The 18,958-nt window shown below is 54.8% G+C and carries 15 protein-coding genes and 1 tRNA gene; 13 read left to right on the top strand and 3 right to left on the bottom strand.

Annotated elements, in window-relative coordinates; all coding sequences use genetic code 11:
* The first annotated feature begins 21 nt into the window (after nt 1-21).
* Nucleotides 22-1,920: a RocB protein gene (locus E0E37_RS08365; RefSeq protein ID WP_130862581.1), complete on the top strand. Its 1,899-nt coding sequence runs from the start codon at nt 22-24 to the stop codon at nt 1,918-1,920.
* Between the two features lie 90 nt (nt 1,921-2,010).
* Here E0E37_RS08365 and E0E37_RS08370 read toward each other — a convergent pair whose 3' ends face one another.
* Complete coding sequence (locus E0E37_RS08370; protein WP_130862582.1) at nt 2,011-2,388, bottom strand: hypothetical protein; 378 nt, start codon at nt 2,386-2,388, stop codon at nt 2,011-2,013.
* Nucleotides 2,389-2,688: 300 nt separating this feature from the next.
* On the opposite strand from E0E37_RS08370, the gene E0E37_RS18995 reads away from it, so the two are divergent.
* Nucleotides 2,689-2,820, top strand: a complete 132-nt coding sequence (locus tag E0E37_RS18995) for a hypothetical protein (protein ID WP_281275518.1) — start codon at nt 2,689-2,691, stop codon at nt 2,818-2,820.
* 482 nt (nt 2,821-3,302) lie between these two features.
* Here E0E37_RS18995 and E0E37_RS08375 read toward each other — a convergent pair.
* Nucleotides 3,303-3,378: transfer RNA gene (locus E0E37_RS08375), tRNA-Ala, on the bottom strand.
* 332 nt (nt 3,379-3,710) lie between these two features.
* Between E0E37_RS08375 and E0E37_RS08380 the strand changes: the two genes are divergently transcribed.
* Nucleotides 3,711-5,003: a GGDEF domain-containing protein gene (locus tag E0E37_RS08380; RefSeq protein ID WP_130862583.1), complete on the top strand. Its 1,293-nt coding sequence runs from the start codon at nt 3,711-3,713 to the stop codon at nt 5,001-5,003.
* Nucleotides 5,004-5,145: 142 nt separating this feature from the next.
* Here the strand turns inward: E0E37_RS08380 and kal are convergent, their stop codons facing one another.
* The gene (kal, locus tag E0E37_RS08385) at nt 5,146-5,544 is read right to left on the bottom strand and encodes a 3-aminobutyryl-CoA ammonia lyase (protein WP_130862584.1); all 399 of its coding nucleotides are present in this window, start codon (nt 5,542-5,544) and stop codon (nt 5,146-5,148) included.
* 282 nt (nt 5,545-5,826) lie between these two features.
* On the opposite strand from kal, the gene E0E37_RS08390 reads away from it, so the two are divergent.
* The 10 genes from E0E37_RS08390 to E0E37_RS08435 all read left to right on the top strand — a co-directional run bounded on the left by E0E37_RS08390 (nt 5,827) and on the right by E0E37_RS08435 (nt 18,895).
* A complete protein-coding gene (locus tag E0E37_RS08390) occupies nt 5,827-7,980 on the top strand; it encodes a sigma-54 interaction domain-containing protein (protein WP_246019672.1) in 2,154 nt (717 codons plus the stop codon).
* Nucleotides 7,981-8,426: 446 nt separating this feature from the next.
* Entirely contained in the window at nt 8,427-9,494 is a 1,068-nt protein-coding gene (kdd, locus tag E0E37_RS08395) for an L-erythro-3,5-diaminohexanoate dehydrogenase (RefSeq protein ID WP_130862585.1), read from the top strand.
* A 137-nt stretch (nt 9,495-9,631) separates the two neighbouring features.
* Nucleotides 9,632-10,888: a lysine 2,3-aminomutase gene (gene kamA / locus E0E37_RS08400; RefSeq protein ID WP_130862586.1), complete on the top strand. Its 1,257-nt coding sequence runs from the start codon at nt 9,632-9,634 to the stop codon at nt 10,886-10,888.
* A 232-nt stretch (nt 10,889-11,120) separates the two neighbouring features.
* Nucleotides 11,121-12,149, top strand: a complete 1,029-nt coding sequence (kamB, locus tag E0E37_RS08405) for a lysine 5,6-aminomutase reactivase subunit KamB (RefSeq protein WP_130862587.1) — start codon at nt 11,121-11,123, stop codon at nt 12,147-12,149.
* 13 nt (nt 12,150-12,162) lie between these two features.
* Nucleotides 12,163-13,818: a lysine 5,6-aminomutase reactivase ATPase KamC gene (gene kamC / locus E0E37_RS08410; protein ID WP_130862588.1), complete on the top strand. Its 1,656-nt coding sequence runs from the start codon at nt 12,163-12,165 to the stop codon at nt 13,816-13,818.
* A 133-nt stretch (nt 13,819-13,951) separates the two neighbouring features.
* The gene (gene kamD, locus E0E37_RS08415; protein WP_130862589.1) at nt 13,952-15,508 is read left to right on the top strand and encodes a lysine 5,6-aminomutase subunit alpha; all 1,557 of its coding nucleotides are present in this window, start codon (nt 13,952-13,954) and stop codon (nt 15,506-15,508) included.
* Complete coding sequence (kamE, locus tag E0E37_RS08420) at nt 15,508-16,278, top strand: lysine 5,6-aminomutase subunit beta (protein ID WP_130862590.1); 771 nt, start codon at nt 15,508-15,510, stop codon at nt 16,276-16,278. The genes kamD and kamE overlap by 1 nt, the downstream gene beginning before the upstream one ends.
* Before the next feature lie 190 nt (nt 16,279-16,468).
* Nucleotides 16,469-17,158: a CoA transferase subunit A gene (locus tag E0E37_RS08425; RefSeq protein WP_130862591.1), complete on the top strand. Its 690-nt coding sequence runs from the start codon at nt 16,469-16,471 to the stop codon at nt 17,156-17,158.
* Complete coding sequence (locus E0E37_RS08430; protein ID WP_130862592.1) at nt 17,146-17,802, top strand: 3-oxoacid CoA-transferase subunit B; 657 nt, start codon at nt 17,146-17,148, stop codon at nt 17,800-17,802. The genes E0E37_RS08425 and E0E37_RS08430 overlap by 13 nt, the downstream gene beginning before the upstream one ends.
* A gap of 223 nt (nt 17,803-18,025) precedes the next feature.
* Nucleotides 18,026-18,895, top strand: coding sequence for a YitT family protein (locus E0E37_RS08435; protein WP_165445287.1), 870 nt, complete (start codon nt 18,026-18,028; stop codon nt 18,893-18,895).
* Nucleotides 18,896-18,958: the final 63 nt, after the last annotated feature.

The raw sequence follows: 18,958 nt of genomic DNA on the forward strand, positions 1-18,958 counted from the left end.
GAAAATATCTGGAGAGTGGAAATGGAGAGCAGAAGGGAATTTATTCTGAATCAGATCGGGGAGGAGATCAAAGAGATCCTCTACGGATACATAAAAGCGGAGAGCTTTACGCATTCGGAAAAGGAAAAGGAAGCGGAGGCGTTTTTTCTGAACTACTTCGCGGAGAAGGCCTACTGGAAGGAGCACCCGGAGTATTTCGGGACCTGTCCCATTCGGGACGATCCGTTCGGGCGCGCCGCCGCCTTTGCCATGGTGAGGGGCGAGGGGCCGGAGACTATGGTGTTCGTCCATCACAACGACGTGGTGACGGTGGAGGATTTCAAGCTGCTGAAACCCCTGGCTTTCTCCCCTGATGATCTGGAGCGGGAGCTGCACAAGCTTCGGGATTCCTTTTCGGAGGAAGCCGCCGAAGATCTGGACGCGGGGACCTATCTGTACGGCAGGGGCGTCTGTGACATGAAGGGCGGCGGAGCGATCCAGATGGCGCTGCTCTCCCGTTATGGAGAGCTGGTCCGCGGGCAGGAGACCGTCGCCGGCCGGCCGGAAGCTGGAGCCGGCGGTGTGGCTGCCGGCGAAGCTGGCGGCGGGGCTGTTGATGGGTCCCACGGTGGCCAACGCATTTTTCAACAGCTTTCCAGTGATATTAATAGAGCGCAGACGCACCAGCAGCAGAAGGTTTTCCTTACACATATCCACATGTATATGTGTATAAGGGGCAGTACCGGGGCCATGGCCGGATGGGTCTTCCGCGGGAACCTCATCGTGCTGGCGGTGCCGGACGAAGAGAATCTGTCGGCGGGCATGCGCACCGCGATCCTGCTTTTGGCGGAGCTGAAAGATAAATACGGACTGGATTACAAGATCATGGTCAATTCAGAGCCGCATCAGAGAAAAGACCCGGATAAGGGTGTGTTTTCGCTGGGCTCGGTGGGTAAACTGATGCCGTTTCTCTATGTGCGTGGGTCCCTGGCCCACGTGGGAAAGGTATTTGAAGGCTTCAATCCGCTCAATCTGATGAGCGGCATCGTGAGGAAGACGGAGCTGAACATGGACCTGTCGGACGTGGTGGGCTGCGAGGCGGCGCCGCCGCCGACCTGGCTGTTCTACAGAGACAGGAAGATCAAATACGACGTGTCCATGCCGCTTTCTGTCACCGGCTGCTTCAGCATTCTGACGTTAAAGCAGACCCCTGGAACCCTGCTGAACAAGGTGCGGTCCATCTGCCAGGAGGCTTTCGACGAGATCATCGCGGAGATGAACGCCAATTACAGCCGTTTTCTGAAGGCCACGGGTCAGGAGGAAAGAAGGCTGCCCTGGGAGACGAAGGTGGTGGACTTTGCCGAGCTTTACGGCGAAGCCTATGCCGTTCACGGCGAGGAATTCCGCAGCGCGTATGAAAAGAAGATGGCGGAGCTGGCGGAACTGCTGAACAGCGACGAGATGACGCTGCTGGGCTGCAATTTTGAGCTGGTGGATTTTGTCTACAATTATATAGACGATCTGTCGCCGCGGGTGGTCTTTGGACTGATCCCGCCTTATTACCCCAACGTGTCGAACCTGTTCCTGGATCGGCTGCCCGATACGATCCGCAGCATCGGAGAGATACTGGGGGACTTCACGAAAGAGCAGTTTGGGCAGGAATACGTGAAAGAATATTTCTACACAGGGATCTCGGATCTGAGCTATACCAGCATTTCCGACAGTCAGGAGATCACAAAGGCATTGAAAGATTCCATGCCGTTTTTCGGGAATCTCTACGACATCCCCGTGGCGGAGATCGAGAAAATATCCATGCCCTGTATCAATATCGGCCCCTGGGGCAAGGATTTTCATAAGCTGACAGAGCGGGTGCTGAAAGAAGACCTGTACGAGAGAACGCCGCAGATCATCGAGTACGCTATCGAAAAGATCCTGGGGTAAAATGAAGAAAACGCCATGGCCGCCCCGCAGCGGGGACAGTCCATGGCATTTTCTTTTGGGATGCGTTTTGTGCGGGGGCAACAACAGCTATTATAAATGCTCCGTTCGACGTCGGATCTGCATTTGATTCAGACCGGAAGAAAGCATTATTGTTCGGAATGATTTGGCCGCGGCAGCGGCGGACACGTTGTGAAGCTGTTTGTTTCTAATGATAGAAAGCATTGCGTATGCAGCATTTACACTGATGCCAAGTTGAACTGCCAGTAACTTTTCTTTTCGGTCATAGAAGCCTGGTTCGCAGTTCTCCAGCCCATTTGAAACAATAAAATCGGCGACGGTACGTTCCATTTTCCGCTGCTGAACTGAAACGCGGAACGCGCGGACGAGACCGAGAACCGTGCCGATACTAATTGTGATAAAGATAAAAAATGCCAAGGGCCCTCGCAAAAATCCATTAAACATGAACATGCTATTCCTCCCTGGAAACCTGTAGGATAATATGTCGATTCTACGTATCAATCACTTTTTCGAGTGGAACCAGCGGGCCATCAGAAGCAACGAAACCGCAGCTTTTGGTCTCGGCGCTACCTATGTTGACGGAATAGCTGGTCGCATGACTGTGGCCCCTTTTTTAGGTGAAAGTTTAATGGGCTTGGTATTCATGTGAGAGTCTCCTGTTTAAGTAAAGTATACTGTGGCGTAACCCTATCATCAAGAGAAGAATTACGGCGGCAAGAACAATTAGTATACGGCTGGCGATTGAAGTACGTGGATTGGAGACACACAGAAGTGTTGGATGCGGAGACGGAGGTCTGCGGCATGCCCTCCATGGCGGCCCGGCCGCCTGCGATCCGGACTCCGGAATGGTGGACGGCGGGGAGTTCTTTGATCATGGGATGATCGAACTCTGGGATAGGTGAAAACGGTAAAAAAATTCGCAGATCACATACAAACAGGTGAAAAACAGCGATTATTATTCAATATTTGCTGGGAAATAGGTGAAAACTCAATAAAAGATGGGGGATCGCCTATTTGGCAGTTCTCTTTCGGTGAAACCGAGAAAAAAATCCGGATCTCGCCCATTCACCTGCAGGGACTGACGACAGAGCAGCGGCCGCCGCAGGGGAACCGCCAGCCCGCGAATGAGGACCGTCGTCCGCCGGGGGCTCGACAAGCCCGAAAGGATATCGTCCGTGGGTGGACCGCCAGCACACGAAAGAGGATGACGGGCCGCCGAGTGATCTGCTGCCGGTGGGATGCACCGGGTCCTTCCAGGCTGCGCGTTTCGAAGTGTATGAGGTGAGTTTGGCCGGTCTTTCTTTCTCTCTCGGACCATTTTTTCGAAGTAAATAAAAAGGACATCTTTTCAGATGTCCTTAATTTGGTGGAGACAAGGAGGATCGAACTCCTGACCTTCTGACTGCCAGTCAGACGCGCTCCCAGCTGCGCCATGCCCCCATGGATATGTCAACGTTTATATTATAAGCAGATCCAGCCAATATGTCAATATTTTTTTGTAAAAAAATCTGTCCGGCTGAGATGGGTCCGGTCTGTGTGCTGGGAGGTCCCGCGGAAGGGCGGTTTTCCATCCCGATGGATCCTGCGAAATCTGTGGTCTTTCGTCGATAATTCACGGGTATTTCGTATCGGGCGCGCAGCGGATATGTGATAGAATTGGTAACAGAAACGAAGTCGGAGTCCGGAGGATTTTGTCGCTGTGTGACCGGCATGGATCCGAAGCCGTTCAGACGGCTGCACATGAACGGCTTCGGAGAGGAGGGAAAGGGTCCGTGGACAGAAACAGTACGGATGACATTTTGGATCGGGGGATCGATTATTACCTGTCAGAACTGAATTTATCGAGAGGATGGATGGCGGCGCTGGCCGTTTTGCTTTTTCAGGGTATAAACTTGCTGGATCCTGATTTTTATAAAAGCGCGCGTTTATGGGTGGGTTTTGCTGTTCTGGTACCTGGGTGTTTTCTATTTCTGGCGTACTGCCGCGCCTATAAAAAGAAGCGGATCGCGTGCAGCCGGCGGTCGGACTGGATCTATCTGTGTTTTTGGGCGATCATCTCGCTGGGAATGATGCCTTACTTTGTGGAGGATGTCAGGGCCGGCGGTATGCCGTCCAACTGTTTTCTGCTCTGCTGCGCGCTGATGATCGTGCCGGTGTTTCCCGCGCCGCAGACGGCAGCCCTGTTCGGGGTCTATCTGGCGGAGAATCTGATCATTTCCATCGGAATGCACGCGCAACCGGTCTACCACCTGCAGATCCTGGTCGTCTGTGGGATCGGATGTCTGTTTTCGTGCCGCACCCACCAATTCTACATCGGGGTGATCGACGACCTGAAGGAACGGTCCTGCAGAGATTTTATGACGAAGATATATAATCGCAGAGGGTGCAGGGATCAGGTCTACCGCATGGTGGAGATGTGTCTGCGCCACGGCAGGCCTTTCGCATTTTTCATGGTAGACATCGACGGGTTTAAGCAGTTCAACGACAGATTCGGTCACCGAAGGGGGGATGAAGCGCTGATCGCTGCGGCGGAATGCCTGGGGGAGTGCCTTGCCAGAAAGAGCGACATCTTGTGCAGGTACGGCGGCGAGGAGTTTCTGGCGGTAGCGTCCGTGCCCTCCGATCAGGAGGCGCGGTGGATCGCGGAACGCATGCGCGCATCGGTGGAGGCGAAAATGATCGAGGGGGCCTGTCCGGATGTGAGCCCGTATTTGACCATCAGCGTGGGGGTCTCTGTCTGCATGCCGGAAGGGACGGGGAAACAGGACATTTGTGTGGATGACATGATCGTGAAAGCGGATGAGGCGCTCTACGCGGCGAAAGGAGATGGGAGAAACTGTGTACGGCTTCTCAGGGTGTCCGGACGCGGGCGTTCTCTCAGGATCCTGGATTCGCGATGCGCCGTCGCCGCGGCACGGGCGGCGGCTGGAACGGCGGGCAGCACGGCCGGAGGGGCGGACAGCAAAGCGGCGAGCAGAGGGGTGGCGGCCGGAGGGGCGGACAACAAAGCGGCGGGCAGAACGCCGGCGGACGCTGCGATGGGCGAAGGGCGGACCTCATACTGAAAATGCCTGCCAGGCTTTCCGCCGGCAGGCATTTTCAGTATGAGTGTATGTATATGTTTCTTATAAGCGTGATTTGACTGGGCTGTTGTTTCGGGGCGGCCTGCGCCGCCCCTTTATATGGTATGGAATCAAAATGGCTTAATTATTTGTTCTTTCTCTGGCTGTCCTTCGGGGTGACGCATACGCCCTTGGCTCTGCACACGACGATGGGCTCTTCCAGGAAATCTGCTGCGGAGGGGCTGATGTCCGGTCTGGCAGCGACTACCTTCTTGGCGACAAATTCCATGGTTCTGGAAGTGTTGCCCATCTTGGTGATCTCGCCGTAGGCTTCGATGTAGTCTCCCGCATAGGTAGGAGCCAGGAACTCGACCTCGTCATATCTCAGGAACAGACCTTCGTCGCCGTCGGCGATGATCAGAAGCTCTGTGGCCACGTCGCCGAACAGGTGGACCATATGGGCTCCGTCCACCAGGCTGCCGCCGTAGTGAGCATCTTTATGGGACATTCTCAGTCTGATTGTCGAGGTAATTTTCTTCTCCATTTTATATTCTCCTTTTCACTGATCTGCGACTGCCGTCCCCAGCCCTTTGATCACAGATGGGATCAGGGCCGGCGTGTCTTCCACACAGACCGCCGGACGATTCTGGAACCGATGGGTGGTCTCTTCCGCGGACCACCGCGGCTGGTCATGACGGCAAATTCGAAAAATTAGATTTTATGTGTATGTCAATATTATGTTGCAATTTCCGTGCCAATGGTTTATCCTTGTATTAACCGAAAAAGCGAACCGATTTTGACTCGGTTTTCGGAGGGGACAGGAGAAATGGAGGGTAAAATGCTTGACTCTTATGGAATAAAAAGGGTGCTTGAACCCAATCACGTATTACCGACCTCCGCATGGAGGGTGGACAATACCAGGGAGATCTATCCCAACGAAGTGAGGATCGCCGTCAGCAAGATCCATATTGAGAGCACCAGTTTCCGGCAGATCTGCGTCGAAACCAACAATAACGCCGAAAAAATCAAGGATCGGATCATGGATATCATCAGTAAACGGGGAAAACTGCACAATCCGGTGACGGACACGGGGGGCGTGGTGTTCGGCAGGATCGAGGAGATCGGTCCCGCCTACAAAAACCGCTTTGGGCTGTCGGTGGGGGACGAGGTGATCTGCAACGCGTCGCTGGCAGCCATTCCTCTGTATATCAGCAGTATCAGCAATGTGAACATGACCTTCACCCAGGTGGATGCGGAGGGCTACGCCATCCTGTTTGACGAGTTTCCCATCGTAAAAAAACCGGAGGATATTCCTATCAATCTTCTGCTTTACACCTTTGATGAATCCGGAACGCTGTACTCGGCCTACAAGAGCGCGGCAGGGAAAAAGCGGTGTCTGGTAGTGGGAAACAGCCTGTTGACCAATCTGTTTTTTGGCTATGCCATCCGAAAGTCCGCGGGACCGCTGGCGGAGATCGTGTGTCTGTTTGACAACAACACGGACATCGGCATCCGCGGGAAGGCGCTGTCGGACCTGATGGAGAAGACCTTTGACTCCATTCATTACGTGAATATCCTGAAACCGGTAGAGTGTCTGGAAAAGCTGGATGTGGGCCTGTTTGACGTGAGCATCAACTGCGCGGATATTCCGGGGGCGGAGACGATCAATATTCTCTCCACCAGAGAGGGCGGTACTGTCTATTTCGCAAATCTCATCAACAATTATAATATTGCGCTTTATATTACCGAGGCTATTTCCAGGCAGATCGAGATCAAATGCGCGGACGGCTATGAGCGGGAATACGCCGACTTCGATATCAAGATCCTGAGGGAGGTGGCGCCCTACCTGGAAAAGGCTGATCTGGAGGGCTACAAGATCGACACCAACATCGGGTATTCTCTGCGGAAGAACAGGAAGAACGTGAGGGAAGAAGCGCATCAGGCCAGCCTGGTGGAGGATTTCATCTGCGAGAGCAAGGCCATGAGCAAAGTGCTGGAGGAGATGCTCAGCGTGGCCAAGTACGACTGTAATGTTCTGATCACCGGGGACACGGGCGTGGGCAAGGAAAAGGTGTCCTCCATCATCCAGAAAAACAGTACGCGGGCTATGCAGCCCTTTGTAAAGATCAACTGCGCCTCCATCTCGGAAAAGCTCATCGAATCAGAGTTTTTCGGCTACGAGAAGGGCGCGTTTACAGGGGCCAACGCCTCGGGGAAAAAAGGATATTTCGAGCTGGCAGACAACGGCACCATCTTTCTTGACGAGGTGGGAGAGCTGCCGCTGGACATGCAGGCAAAGCTGCTGCGGGTCATTCAGGATGGGGAGTTTTACCGGGTAGGCGGGACGAAGCCGGTGAAGTGCAACGTGAGGATCCTGTCCGCCACCAACCGGGATCTGGAACAGGAAATGGACCGGAAGCTGTTTCGCAGAGACCTGTATTACAGGCTCAACGTATTTCCCATCCGCGTTCCGGGTCTCAGCGAAAGAACAGCGGAGATCCCTGCGCTGGTACAGCACTTCCTGAGAAAATACAACAACAAGTACGGCACGGACAAGACCATCGCCGCCGACGCCCTCGCCCATCTGCAGACCTGCCGGTGGCCGGGAAATATCAGGGAGCTGGAAAATACCATTCAAAGACTGCTCATCACATCCAAGGGGGACAGCATTACGCTGTTTGACGTGATGCGGGAGCTGCACACGGATCTGTTAGAGCCTTTGGAAGAGCCGGGAACGGCTTGCGCGGAATCCTTCGCGGCAGAGCCTGTCCCTGACGAAGGGGATCTGAACCTGGAGGCCATGGTGGCCAATTTTGAAAGCGGGATCATCCGCCGGGCCTGCGAAAAATACGGATCCACGCGCAAAGCGGCCAGGGCCATAGGGATCAGCCAGACGCAGCTGGTCAGAAAGAAGAAGAAATACGGTATCGGCCAGGAAGAGGAGGCCGAAACTATTTCTGTACAAAGCGAACTGCGGTGAGACCGGAAAAAGAGAAAGTCCGGCCGAAAAAAAGGAAGGAAAAGGAAAATAGACAGCGGCCCTGAATGAAAAGTAAGGCGATAAAAATGGCGAACCGATATTGGTTCGCCATTTTTTAATAATTGAACACATTTCGGTTCGATTTGGCCAAAAACTTCCCTCAATAACGGAGCAAATCCACAGCAGTTTCATCGGGCGAAAAAGAATGTGAAGAATTTCACAGCCGTGACAGCGGTTTTTCCGCATATTTTACTTATTTTTTAGAAAACAAACGAAAATTTTCACCGTACCGTCACGGTTGGCACGCAATTTGCTCCTATAATAAGCGTGCCGGCAATCACACGGCCGCGCACAGCATAACGGCGCATGCGGGGATACTGCAGACCGCGCCGAACATAACGAGAAAATAAAATTTTTTATTACATTTATCTAAGGAGGAGAACAACATGCAGAAAAAAGGATGCCCCTATGGTACACACAGAGTTATTTCCCCGAAAGGCGTACTGCCCCAGCCGGCAGATGTGATCGACAACACGATGGAAATTTACGATAACGAAGTTCTGATCAATGTTCAGACTCTGAACGTTGACTCCGCTTCCTTTACGGAGATCGTGAGAAGAGCCTGCGACGGAAAGAAGCCTACCGATGATCTGTCAGCGGCAGACATCCAGAGCATCAAGGACACCATGCTGGGAATCGTCGCCAAAGCCGGAAAGCACAAGAATCCCTGGACCGGTTCCGGCGGTATGCTGATCGGTACTGTAGAGAAGATCGGCGACAACTATGTGGGCGACCTGAAGGTGGGCGACAAGCTGGCTACTCTGGTTTCCCTGTCCCTGACTCCGCTGGTGATCGATGAGATCATCGATATGAGACCCGCTATCGACCAGGTAGACATCAAGGGCCACGCGATCCTCTTCCAGAGCGGCATCTACGCGATCCTGCCCGACGATATGCCGGAAAATCTGGCGCTGTCCGTTCTGGACGTTGCCGGTGCTCCCGCGCAGACCGCGAAGCTGGTTCAGTCCGGAGACACTGTAGTCGTCATCGGCGGCGGCGGAAAGTCCGGTATGCTCTGCCTGTACGAGGCCAAGAAGAGAGCCGGCGTCAACGGTAAGGTCATCTGCATCGCAGGTTCCCCCAAGAGCGCAAAGAGAGCTGAGGATCTGGGCTTTGCGGACGAGGTCATCGTAGCCGACGCTACCAACGCTGTAGAGGTCTACAACAAGATCATGGAGTCCACCGACGGAAAGCTGGCTGATGTTGTCATCAACTGCGTAAGCATTGAGAACACCGAGATGGCTTCCATCCTGGCTACCAAGGACGACGGTACCGTATACTTCTTCTCCATGGCTACCAACTTCACGAAGGCTGCTCTGGGCGCCGAGGGCGTTGGCAAGGACGTGAACATGATCATCGGAAACGGCTACTGCAAGGGCCACGCCGCCATCGCTCTGCAGGAACTGAGAGAGAGCGAACTGCTGAGAAAGGTATTCACCGACCTGTTCGCTTAATCGGGATTCCGTATGGGCAGACCGCAGGATCTGCCTGACAGAATGTAAAAAGGGGGCGGAAGCATCCGCGGAACGCGGCCGGCGGTTCGCCCCTCAATATGATAAAATGTATGTTATGTGATAAAGGAGAAGAAAAAATGGCTGAGAGAAGACACTTCAGAGACATTGAACTCTGGAAGGACGTAACCGACGAGCAGTGGAATGATTGGCACTGGCAGGTTGCGAACAGAATCGACAATGTTGAAGATCTGAAGAAAGTGATCAAGCTCACGGAGCAGGAAGAAAAAGATATCAACGAAGTAACAAAGAATTTCCGTATGGGGATCACCCCGTATTATGCTTCCCTGATGGATCCTGAAGATCCCAGATGTCCCGTCAGAATGCAGGCGGTGCCGGTGATCGCGGAGAACCACAGAAGCGAAGCAGATATGCTGGATCCGCTCCACGAGGACGAGGATTCCCCGGCTCCGGGACTGACCCACAGATATCCGGACAGAGTTCTGTTCCTGATCACCGATCAGTGCTCCATGTACTGCAGACACTGCACCAGAAGAAGACTGGCAGGAGAGACCGACGGAGCCAGATCCATGGAAGACATCGACAAGTGCATCGAGTACATCAGAAAGACGCCTCAGGTAAGAGACGTACTGCTCTCCGGCGGCGACTGCCTGCTGGTTGAGGACGATGTGCTGGAATACATCATCAGAAAACTGAGAGAGATCCCTCACGTGGAGATCGTCAGAATGGGTTCCAGAACACCGGTTGTTCTGCCCATGCGTATCACCGACGACCTGGTGAACATGATCAAGAAGTACCACCCCATCTGGCTGAACACGCACTTCAATCACAAGAAGGAGCTGACTCAGGAAGCCGCCGCGGCCTGCGCCAAGCTGGCTGACGCCGGAATTCCCTTAGGAAACCAGTCCGTACTGCTGAGAGGCGTAAACGACTGCCCGCACATCATGAGAGAGCTGGTCCAGGCTCTGGTCAGAAACAGAGTGAGACCGTACTACATCTATCAGTGCGACCTGTCCCTGGGCATCGAGCACTTCAGAACTCCGGTATCCGCAGGTATCGAGATCATCGAAGGTCTCCGCGGACACACCTCCGGCTACGCTGTGCCCACCTTCGTCGTGGACGCTCCGGGAGGCGGCGGAAAGACTCCGGTCATGCCGCAGTACGTCATTTCCCAGTCTCCGGAAAAGGTGGTTCTGAGAAATTACGAAGGCGTGATCACCACTTACACCGAGCCGCAGCTGCCCAAGCTGGAATGCACCTGCGACTACTGCACGGGCAAGAAGCACTATGAGTACGAGGGCGTGGAAGGCCTGCTCAGAGGTCAGAGACTGGCCATGGAACCGCAGGATCTGCTCCGCCACAAGAGAAACAAATAAGACCGGCTTTAAACCACACACACATATTATCTGAATGAGAAGTCTTGGGGCAGAGTGATCTGCCCCAAGCTATCTGTATATATGGGACTTGAAATTCTGACTGCCGGCGCGGACCGGCGGCGGTCCGAAGCGCAGACTGCAAGGGCGCGCAGGACGGAATTTATTTATATATATCACGGGGAAGCAGAGGGCGAACGGCCCGGCGGCGGACCCGGGAACCGGAGCTTGTATTATGGGATTGCTTTATCAGCTGAAAGATCAATATAAGACCCTCTCCATTGTGGGAATGGCAAAGAACGCGGGAAAGACTACCGCCCTGAACTACCTGATCGAGGAAGCGATGGACGAGGGGATGTTTCTGGGCGTTACATCCACAGGAAGAGACGGGGAGACCTGCGATCTGGTAACCAACACCGACAAGCCCAAGGTCTATCTGGATACGGGAACAATCGTCACTGTCCCCGTTCAGCTCTACGAGCTGGCGGAAACGGGACTTGAAATCATAAAAAAGACCAGGTTCGGCACTGCTCTGGGAGAGCTGCTGATCTGCCGTGTGGCGGACAGCGGCTACGTGCAGATCGCCGGACCGGTGAACACGGCTGATCACAGGAAACTCTGTGAGGAGATCGCCTCTCTGGGAGTGGATCTGATCCTCATCGACGGAGCCATCGATCGGAAATCCATCGCCGCGCCGGAGACTTCCGACGCTATTATACTGGCCACGGGGGCGGTGCTCTCGCGGACGATCAGGAAAGTGGTGGAGGAGACCGTGCACATTGTAAATCTCTACAGCATGGACCGCCTGGAAGCGGGACCCGTGCGGGAGATGATCGCGTCGGAGATCGCGGGCGAAAACCGCATTACGCTGGTGAAGAAAGGCGGCCAGACGCAGCATCTCGATCTGAAAACAGGTCTGGGAGCCAGCCGTTTTCTGGATGAAGTGATCGACGACGAGACCACTCACGTCTATATACCGGGGGCGCTGACCCAGAGCGTCATCGCGGATATCCACCCTGCCAAGCTGGCCCGGGTACAGATCGTGCTCAAGGATCCCACGCGGATCTTTATCGGCGCGCTTCCCTGGCAGCAGCTGAAAAAGCGGGGATTTCACGTATGTGTAATGGAAAAGATCGAAGTGGCGGCCGTTACGGTGAATCCTTTTTCGCCGGAGGGCTATTCCTTCGACCACGAGGAACTCCTCAGAGCCATGCAGGACGGCATAGGGGACCGGATACCCGTGGTGGATGTAAAGCTGGGTTAAAGGAGAACAGGAGATGAGCACACAGGCGCCAAAAATGCTGGCAAACACAAAGAGCAGAACGGAAACCGGCTTTGAGCATGTGCTGCACAGCATCAATGTCATCACGCCCTTCGGCGTAAAACGGGTGAAGGGGATCCGCCCTTTCTATCCCGGACAGGAGCGGGAGCTGCGGGAAGAATTTGAAAAGATGGATCTGATCCGCTCCATGGTGAGGGACTACCCGAAGGAGATGGAGGAGCTGTCCGAGATCTTTATGGAGATCAAGGAGATCGGTTTTACGCTGGACCGCAGTCTGAAAAACGTTCTTTCCGTCATCGAACTTTACGAGATCAAGACTTTTCTGCTCCAGACGGAGCGGGCGAGGAATCTGCTTTCCGATATCAGCCACAATATGCCGCCGGAGTTTCGTCTGGCCGATACCACGGCGCTGCTGGATGTGATGGACCCAGGAAAAGACAGAATCAATACCTTTTATATCTACGATCAATTTTCCGAAAAGCTCGGCGCTTTGCGCAGAGAAAAACGCGATCTGGAATTGGCCGTGCGGCGGGCTCAAAAAGAGATACGCAGGAGGCTGGAGGCGGAGCACAAATTTCAGATGACGCCAAAATGCGAACTTTTGGTGGCCAAGGCCGACGAGCGCACCATGGCGCTGGCGAAAAGCCTGCCGGAGCTGGAGCAGTTCGGGGAAGATTATATGACCGTCACCTTCACGGTCAGACCCAACGAAGAGATCTACGCTCTCCAAAAGCAGATGGAGGAGAAAAACACTCTCATCGAGGATGAAGAGCTGGAGGTTCGCAGCCGTCTGTCGCAGGAGATCGGCCGGGAAGCGGATATACTGAAAAGCAACTGTGAAAAGATCGGGGCTCTGGACTTTACCATCGCCAAGGCGATCTACGCGGAAAAGAACGACTGCGTTCGCCCCAAGATCACGGAGGAGCACGAACTCCACATCGACGAGGGAAGAAACCTGCAGGTGGAGGAAGTGTTGCGGGGCAGAGGAAAGACCTATTGTCCGGTCAGCGTGGATCTGGCGGACGGCGTCAGCTGCATCACGGGCGCCAACATGGGAGGCAAGACCATCTCGCTGAAAATGATCGGCCAGGTGGCGCTTCTGGCTCAGTATGGACTTTACGTACCGTGCAGAGCCGCCTCAGTGGGGCTGTCCAACTTCATGCAGGTGCTCATCGGCGACAGCCAGAATGTACAGCGGGGGCTGTCCAGTTTCGGCAGCGAAATGGAAGAACTGCGGGAGATCCTGGACAACGCGAAGGAGCGCTCGCTGATCCTGGTGGATGAGATCGCTTCGGGCACTAACCCCACGGAGGGACTGGCCCTGACCCGGAGCCTGATCCGCTATCTGTCGGAGCGTACTTATATTACGGTGATCACCACCCACTTCGACCACGCGGCGGTGGGCAATACGGTCCACAATATGCAGGTGCGGGGACTGGCGGGGGTGGATTTCACAAAGCTGTCCAAAGAACTGGTCCATGCCAGCAGAAAAGAGCGGATCGAGATCATAGGAAAATATATGGATTACCGTCTCTGTGTGGTGGAGGATGAGCTGCAGATCCCCAAGGACGCGCTGAATATCGCCAAAATGCTGGGGATCTACGACGAGATCATTGATTACGCCAGGGAACTCCTGGGATCAAATATATAAGGTAATATCACGATTGTTAACATTCTGATTGTTTCTGTCGGCCGGAAGCAGCGACTGTGCGCCGGGCGGGCAGTCCGGCGGGGCGGGACAGGGCAGTTCTGTGGAAAAAGAGAACAAGGAGGAGAAGAGAAGGATGAAAAGTAAACTCAACTTAGACCCGAAGGTGATTGACAGTGCAAGAACCGCTGCGGCGCACATCGCGCAGAGCATGCAGGAGTTCATCGACAAGCATACCACTGTTTCCACCGAGAGAACGATCCTGAGACTGCTGGGGATCGACGGCGTGGATGACGTGGAGCGTCCGCTGCCCAATGTCATCGTGGACTCGGTGAAAGACGCCGGCGGGCTTCCCAGAGGCGTAGCCTACTGGGTCGGAAACGCTATGGTCCAGACCGGAAAAACTCCGCAGGAGATCGCGGAGGCCGTAGGCCGCGGCGAGCTGGATCTGATGAAGCTCTCCACCTGCAGCAGAGAGGAAGCCGAGAAGGCGATCCTGCCCTATGTGGAGGAATCCCTGAAAAAGATCCGTCAGCAGACAGCCAAGAGAGAGGAATATCTGGCGACCATCGGCGAGGGAAGAAGACCCTATCTCTACGTGATCGTGGCCACAGGAAATATTTATGAAGACGTGATCCAGGCTCAGGCCGCCGCCCGCCAGGGAGCGGACATTATAGCCGTGATCCGGACCACCGCGCAGTCTCTGCTGGATTATGTGCCCTACGGCCCCACCACGGAAGGCTTCGGCGGCACCTATGCCACCCAGGAAAACTTCAGGATCATGAGAAAGGCTCTGGACGAAGTCGGCGAGGAAGTCGGCAGATATATCCGTCTGTGCAACTACAGCTCCGGACTGTGCATGCCTGAGATCGCAGCTATGGGCGCGCTGGAAAGACTGGACGTCATGCTGAACGACGCGCTGTACGGAATTCTGTTCAGAGATATCAATATGCAGAGAACCATCGTAGACCAGTTCTTCTCCAGAGTGATCATCGGCTACTGCGGCGTGATCTTCAACTCCGGCGAGGATAACTATCTGACCACTGACGACGCCATCGAATCCGCTCACACCGTGCTGGCTTCCCAGATGATGAACGAGCAGTTTGCGGTTCTGGCCAACATCAAGGAGGAACAGATGGGTCTGGGACACGCTTTTGAGATGGATCCCGACACGGAGAACGGCTTCCTGTACGAGCTGGCTCAGGCGCAGATGGCGAAGGAGATCTTCCCCAACGCTTCCCTGAAGTACATGCCGCCTACCAAGTTCATGACTGGAAATATCTTCAGAGGCCACATCCAGGACGCGCTGTTCAATCTGATCGCCGTGTGGACCGGACAGTCCCTGCAGCTGCTGGGCATGCTGACCGAAGCGATCCACACGCCCCATCTGCACGACAGAATGCTGTCCATCGAGAACGCAAAATATATCTTCAATAACGCCAGAGACATCGGCGAAGAAGTAGAGTATAAGAAGGACGGTATTATTCAGCAGAGAGCGCAGAAGGTTCTGGCCGACGCGGAGCAGCTGCTGAAGCAAATTGAGAAGGACGGTCTGTTCCCCACCATCGAGGCAGGAAAGTTTGCTGCCGTGAAACGTCCGCTGAACGGCGGAAAGGGCCTGGAAGGCGTGTGCAAGAAGGACGATCAGTACTTCAACCCGTTTATTCCGATGATGCTGGGAGGTGCGAAATAATGAGCAACACGACGACTGCGACAACGACATTAGATCTGACGAAAATCAAGCCTTACGGCGATACCATGAACGACGGAATGGTGCAGATGAGCTTTACCCTGCCTGTTCCTGCCGGCGAGGAAGCCTGCGAAGCGGCCCGGCTGCTGATGAAGAAGATGGGCTTTGACGAACCCAGCGTCGTCTATTTTAAGGACCTGGGCATCGGCTACACCTATTTCGTATGCTACGGCAAGTGCACCCACACGGTAGATTATACCGCCATCAAAGTGACCAAGGTGGAAGTGGAGATCATGGACCGTCTGGAGTGCGAGAAATACATCAATGAGAATATCAAGCGGACTGTGACCATGGTGGGAGCTTCCACCGGTACGGATGCTCATACCGTGGGCATTGACGCCATCATGAACATGAAAGGATTCCACGGCCACTTCGGTCTGGAGAGATACCACGGCATCAACGCCATCAACATGGGCTCTCAGGTCCCCAACGAGGAACTGGTAGCCAAGGCGATCGAGACCAAGGCCGACGCCATTCTGGTTTCCCAGACGGTTACCCAGAAGGACGTTCACATCCCCAATCTCACCCAGATGGTCGAGCTCTGCGAGGCAGAGGGGATCCGCGACAAGATCGTTCTGGTCTGCGGCGGACCCAGAATCTCCCACGAGCTGGCTCAGGAGCTGGGCTATGACGCCGGCTTCGGACCCAATACCCACGCTGAGGACGTGGCCTCTTTCGTGCTGACCGAGATCGTGAGAAGAGGACTCGTTTAAAGGGCGGCTTACTTTTCTGTGGAAAAGAGCGGCAAAAAGATGTAATATTTAGAGGACGGGCCTGAAAGCCCGTCCCCATTCTATGGGCAGGACGCGCAGGATCGTATGTCTGTCCGGCACAACGGGACTGACAGGCGTTCCTGTGTTACGATATAGCCATTAGTTGTTAATTTTTGGAGGTAAAACAAACATGATTAACAAAATCAGAACCGCTGAGGAAGCGGTAGCCGGCATCCAGGATGGCATGACCATCATGGTTGGCGGGTTCCTGGGAACAGGCTCGCCCGAAATTCTGATCGACGCGCTCGTGAAAAAAGGCGTCAAGCATCTGACAGTCATCGGAAACGACGGCGGACTTCCCGCGGCTGCCACCGGCACCACGGACAGAGGGATCGCCAAGCTTCTGAGCGCCGGCATGGTAGACCATATCATCGCATCCCACGTGGGCATGAACCCCCTCATCGGCAAGGGAATGAACGACGGCTCCCTGAAGTGCACCCTGGTCCCCCAGGGCTCTCTGGCGGAGAAGATCAGAGCGGCGGGCGCCGGTCTGGGCGGCGTACTCACCCCCACCGGAGTGGGCACCATCATTGCCGAGGGCAAGGAGACTATCAATATCGACGGAAAAGACTATCTGCTGGAGAAGCCGCTGAAAGCGGACTACGCGCTGATCCGCGCCTCCGTCTGCGATAAGTTCGGAAACTACACCTGCGCCAAGGCCACGAAGAACTTCAACTACGTGATGGCTATGGCGGCGGACACGGTGGCCATCGCGACGGAGCAGCTGTACGAGGTAGGAGAGAAAGATCCGGATACCTACGCGATGTCCGGCATCTTTGCGACATATATTGTAGGAGGTGAAAAACCATGGCAGATTTAAAGGCGAGGATCGCGTCGAGAACGGCGAAAGAATTTAAGGACGGAGACGTGGCCAACCTGGGGATCGGCCTGCCGACCATGGTGGCGAACTATCTTCCGGAGGGAGTGCATATCGTACTGCATTCGGAGAACGGATTTACGGGACTTGCGGGAAGCGCGGAAAAGGGAAAAGAGGACGTGGATGTGATCAACTCCGGAGGAGCGTACGTAACGCACACGCCGGAAGCGAACTTTTTCGACACAGCCATGAGCTTTGCCATCGTGAGAGGCGGACACGTAGACGCCACAGTGCTGGGAGCCATGGAAGTAGATGAGCACGGAAATCTGGCGAACTGGATCGTACCGGGGAAGATGGTGGCCGGAATGGGCGGAGCCATGGACCTGGTGGTGGGAGCGAAGAAAGTGATCATCTCCATGCTGCACACGCAGAAGGGAGCGCACAAGATCCTGAAGGAGTGCACGCTGCCGTACACGGCGCTGGGCGTAGTGGATCTGATCATCACGGAGATGGGAGTCATGGAAGTGACGCCGGAAGGCATCGTATTGAAAGAGCTGCACCCGGACTTCACGCTGGACGAGATCAAGGCCGCCACGGGCTGCGAACTGATCATCAGCCCGGATCTGAAGCCCATGGAAGAAGAATAGAGAGATATGTTTTCCCCGCCGGTTCGCCCCGACGGGGGTCAAAGCGATCCCGCCGCCCTTTCCGGGCGGCGGGATCGCTTTATTATGCGCGGGAATGAGAATATTTTGCTGTGCTGTTTGACATTCCAGCGGTTTTATGCAATCATGTAATCGTCGATATCAGGCGGGCTGCAGAGCCGGACCCGCCCATATGCAGTACAGGAAAGCGGGGGAGTCATCTGAGATGGAAAAGCTGAATGAGGAACAAAATAAAGGAATTTATTATCTGCGGAAGGTCCTGATCGTGGTAGTGGGAGGATTGATCTGCGGAGCCGGCGTTACGGTGTTTTACGTGCCGGGATCCATACTGGGAGGCGGCATCACGGCGATCTCCATCCTGAGCCATACGCTGTTTGGCACCAACGTGGCCCTGATGACGCTTCTGTGCAATATTCCGGTGCTCATTTTCGGATACTTTGTGGTGGATCGGGAATTCATGATCTTCAGCACCGTGGGGATGCTGGCCATGACAGCCGGAATGCATCTGGCGGAGGCCATCCCCGTTCCTACAGAAAATGTGCTGACCTGTATTATCGCAGGCGGATTCCTGTCGGGTACAGGCGTGGGGATCATGATGCGGGAAAACGGCTCCGGCGGCGGCACGGACGTGATCTGCCGGGCGATTTACAAATACACTTCCTTTCCTATCGGCAACGCTTCGCTGATCATCAACGGCATTCTGGTCTCCCTGGGCGGCCTGGTGCTGGGGATCGACGTGGCGGTGGCCACCATCGCCACCATTTTTATCAGCGGCCGTATGCTGAACTACATCGTGGAAGGTGTGAACTACAAGCGGACAGTTATCATTATCTGCGAGAAGTCCGCCGAGATCGCCGATGCGCTCATGGATGAATTCGGCCGTGGGGTCACTATCACGGAGGTGCGCGGCGCTTACTCCGGTGAGAAGAAAATGCAGCTTATGTGTGCTATCAATCCCCATCAGACGCCGAAGCTGCGCAGCATCGTGCTGCGGATCGAGCCAAAGGCGTTTGTGACGATCACGGAGAGTATCTCCGTCATCGGCGGCGGCTTCCGCGGCAATCGTCTGGACTGAGAGGACACTCCGCTGGCTATGAGAGCCGTGGGGGATGCTGGTCGGGAAGCGGCGGCAGGGACC

Source organism: Bacilliculturomica massiliensis (assembly GCF_900605495.1).
GTDB classification, from domain to species: domain Bacteria; phylum Bacillota; class Clostridia; order Peptostreptococcales; family Anaerovoracaceae; genus Bacilliculturomica; species Bacilliculturomica massiliensis.